This is a genomic window from Glaciimonas immobilis (genome assembly GCF_011947285.1).
GTDB classification, from domain to species: Bacteria; Pseudomonadota; Gammaproteobacteria; order Burkholderiales; family Burkholderiaceae_D; genus Glaciimonas; species Glaciimonas immobilis.
In genome coordinates this window covers 1-3,543 of record NZ_JAAOZT010000021.1, presented here as the reverse complement: position 1 = coordinate 3,543, position 3,543 = coordinate 1, and the positions used below count along the sequence as shown (strand labels likewise).

At 53.0% G+C, this 3,543-nt stretch carries 4 protein-coding genes; all 4 read right to left on the bottom strand.

The window, feature by feature from the left end:
* Nucleotides 1–1,428: T6SS phospholipase effector Tle1-like catalytic domain-containing protein (locus HAV38_RS21255; RefSeq protein ID WP_168057404.1), on the bottom strand; the 1,428-nt coding region annotated here is incomplete at its 3' end.
* The gene (locus HAV38_RS22020; protein WP_260326515.1) at nucleotides 1,429–1,800 is read right to left on the bottom strand and encodes a DUF3304 domain-containing protein; all 372 of its coding nucleotides are present in this window, start codon (nucleotides 1,798–1,800) and stop codon (nucleotides 1,429–1,431) included. It lies immediately after the preceding gene.
* A 185-nt stretch (nucleotides 1,801–1,985) separates the two neighbouring features.
* The gene (locus tag HAV38_RS21245) at nucleotides 1,986–2,855 is read right to left on the bottom strand and encodes a DUF4123 domain-containing protein (RefSeq protein ID WP_168057402.1); all 870 of its coding nucleotides are present in this window, start codon (nucleotides 2,853–2,855) and stop codon (nucleotides 1,986–1,988) included.
* A gap of 22 nt (nucleotides 2,856–2,877) precedes the next feature.
* A partial coding sequence (locus HAV38_RS21240) for a DUF2345 domain-containing protein (protein WP_168057401.1) occupies nucleotides 2,878–3,543 on the bottom strand: 666 nt, incomplete at its 5' end.

The following is a 3,543-nucleotide window of genomic DNA, read 5'->3' as shown; positions in this document are numbered from 1 at the left end:
GTCTTTGGCTAACTGCGCGCGCGCTTTCAGTATCGCCACATCGCCGCGCAGTAAATCGTTATAGCTCTTGATATTGTGTTGTTCTTGCGGCGTTGCGCGGTAATATCCGACCGAATGCTCCATACTCCCCAGACGCTGCCGCCGATAAGCGTAATACAACGTCATGTGCTGGCGGATGATGCTGTGATAGTCGCCGTTAAAGGAGCTGGCGGCCATATAGTCGTTCCACGCGTAGACTAATTTGGAGTGGATGGCATGGTCTTCTTTTTGATCGGATGCCATGATGCAATAGGCCGCCAGTGGCACCCCCGCTTTGGTCGCGGCCCGATGCATATGTGCTAATGCGACTTGCGATAACAGCATACTTACCAGACCTTTATCCTTTTCGATACCGCGTCCATGGTCGCCCGGTGCGTAACCGCCACCGAGATCGGCATGGACCCCCGGATAAACGACTTCGGTCACGTTATTTCCTGTGACCCGCGTGACGGGAAAATTACGGCGCTGTTCATGGGCGGCGACGTAATGGACGGTTTGCCGGACGCAGTCGGGCAACGGTTGCAGCGTTTCTCTGGCCCAGTCCCAATGCCCATCGGCCCAGAATGCCGGCGTAGTTTCGGCAGCGGACTGCGACATCCCGACACTTGCCACGCATTCGAACAGGCCTAAAAATTCAATGCGGGTGGGCATGCCGGCAAAGGTTTTATCCTTCACCAGCAAGTCATTAAACCAGTAACAAAACGCGCGTGCCAGCGTCGCGCCGCGTGAGAAACCGAAGACCGAAAGACTGATCAGCGGGATTTGTGGTAACGGGCGTTTCGTCCGGGCCTCGCGCAGAGCAGTATCCAGTTTTTTGCTGAGAGGGTCAAACCAGCTGCGGCGGTCGGGACGTGGTGCATGGGCATCCCGGAGGGGATCGCCGGTATCGATGTCTTGCGTGTATTGTTGTAGTTTGGCGGCGATGTCCTTATTATTAAACAGGGGAGCGTCGCTATTAAAGGCATTGTATACCGAGTTATACACTTCTAATAGGGCGAATAAAATTCGTGCCTGACCACCTTTGCCAAACGCCTTGCCTTCCATCGTTTCACGCCATTCGCGGTTTTCGGGGAAGCGGGTGCCGAGTCCAGGAACATAAATTCGATAGTGTCCGGGTACCTTTAGCCATCCTTTTCCATCGGCACTTTTATGCGCATTAAATAATTTAACGATATTGGTGTGACTCTTCAACGGTTCGTCGCGAATTCGGTTGTTGTCGGTGCCGTCAAAAAATACGCCAATATTGATGTACTGCTGGCACCATGGAATGTTTTTGGTGGGACGCGCTTCTTTACGCATGCGGGCGCAGGTCTCGGCGAAGTTTGGCGTCATTTCGTTTTCGACATTATCGGAAATAACCTGCGGTGCGGATTTTACTATGGCGTTCATTTATTCTTCCTCGGGTGGGGCGATAGTGACATTCATTAGAATGGGGTGGAGTGTGCTTCTTGGAAACGGACTCGACGACAAAACGCGTACTTCATCGTTGGCAAAAAAGTGGACGAATAATCTTTCTGGCGTGGCATACCATCGGATCGTGGTGGTTTTTTCTATCCAGTCACGTGCATTCGGCTTCCAGCGGACTTTGACCTTCATGCCGGGTTGCCATTGATCGGGTAGCGTAAATCCAGCTGCCACCACTCCTCCACCCATTTCATGCGGCTGGCAGTTGAGCGCATAAATGATGCTTTTTGCCATAGTGAGCGGTTCCTGTACGCCATAGGAATGTATGTAACCGTCTGTATGGTTTGCACAGGACATCGACACCGCTGTTGATGGCGTAGGCACAAACAGAGGGCGTGTATTTTGCGGTAAGTGGCTGATAACTTGAGGTGTGCTGCAAGCGCTCATACCCATCGCGGCGGCAAGCATCAGCGCGTAGTTGATGCATTGTTTTCTTCGTTTGGCAGCGCTGGATTTGATCATGGCTTAAAAGGTTATTTTGCTTATTTCGAATCGGACGAGGCGCGTAGTTTCTGGACTGTATCCAACATATCCAAAGCCTTATAAAAATCCGGGAGTCGGATTGCTTCTGCAATCAACGTGTAGCGCTCTTCTTCCTGTGTTAATTCTCGTTTGTTCAATTCCGGTAATAACTGACGGATTTGGTGGAAGGTCACGGACGATATGTGGTCCTTGACTGACGAAGGGGAATTTTCAAACAATTGCCGCAGGATGTAATCTGCTTCGCCGCTATCGATTAATCCGGCAAATTGCTTATCGGTGATGTTGATCGCGTTTGCATCGCCGAGCGCTGGCGGCGCGTAGGATGCTGCATCAAAGCAGGTCCCGTTGATGGTCGTCAGTTTGCCTTCGCGGTTGACCAGATGCCACGCTGCAAAGCCTGCGCAAAAAGCGTTGCGTTGGTTCTCATTCAGGTTTTGCAGAATATCCTCGCTACAGGTGGTGTCCGAAAAAGCGAGCGGAAAACACCGACCGTCGGACGGCGTACGTACTTGCAGGAACGCGGAGAAGTGGCGTTGCAATCCGTGTATTGTCAGTGGACTTTGCAGGATGCTGAACATCGGAACGCCGTCACTGCGTTCTAATAATCGGGGCAGGCGCGGCGAGTCGGCGGAAAGCAAAAAGGGCGCACATTCTTCCAGATCGCTCAATACGGAATTTTCGTAAAGCGAGACGATACCGGCCGGTGGTCTTTTACTTTGGTTAAACAGGTGTAGGCCTAACTCATCATCAAAAGTGCCGTTAATTAAAATCTTGGTCGTGATATTTTGATGTTTCTCTGTCAGCGTGACCAGCGTCGCTTCGATCTGGCGCAGCAAATTGGGATGGTGTGAATCAACGCCGTAAAACATGATAATTTTGCTTTCTAAAAAATTAAAAGGGAGGGGAGCCGAGGCGTGTTCCCGCCGCCCGTGCCGCTTTTTCACATTCCTTACAGACCGCCTGCGGAAACTGTGGCCACTCCACCGGCAGGCTATCGGGCCCGACCATCGAATGCCCGGCGGCATGGGCGGTCCAGCTACCTTTGGTGCCGCTGTTCATCCCGCTGGCATTCCAACGGCTATAGCTGCCACCGCCATTGATGCAGACTTCTTCTTTGGCGTTGATGGTGATCTGCGTGGCGGTGTGGGTAATGTTAAGTCTGGCTAAAATGTTAACGCTATCTTTCAACGCCGAGAGTTGAATGTCCCCGCTGGCGGCCAGCATTTTCATCCCCGCGTTATACGCAAACAGCCGAATCCCGTTTTTTACATTCGCGATCAACCGTTGTCCGACCGATAAACTCAGGCTCTCGCCGCTGGTCAGCGCGATCTGTTCACCGCTAGCAATATGCGTCGATTGTGGCGTCGAGGTCGCGATGCCCGCCGGGCTGGCCAGCAGCAGATGCGGCGCGCTAAATTCCGCAAACGTGTTGTCGGCGACATTGCCGCCGCTACCAGCCAGCGCCGATTGTTGGGTCGCCAGTCGGTGGATGATCGCATCGTTGTCGGCCGCCTCCAGCGCCCCATGTTGCTGCGCCAGAGCAGCCAGACGTTGCTG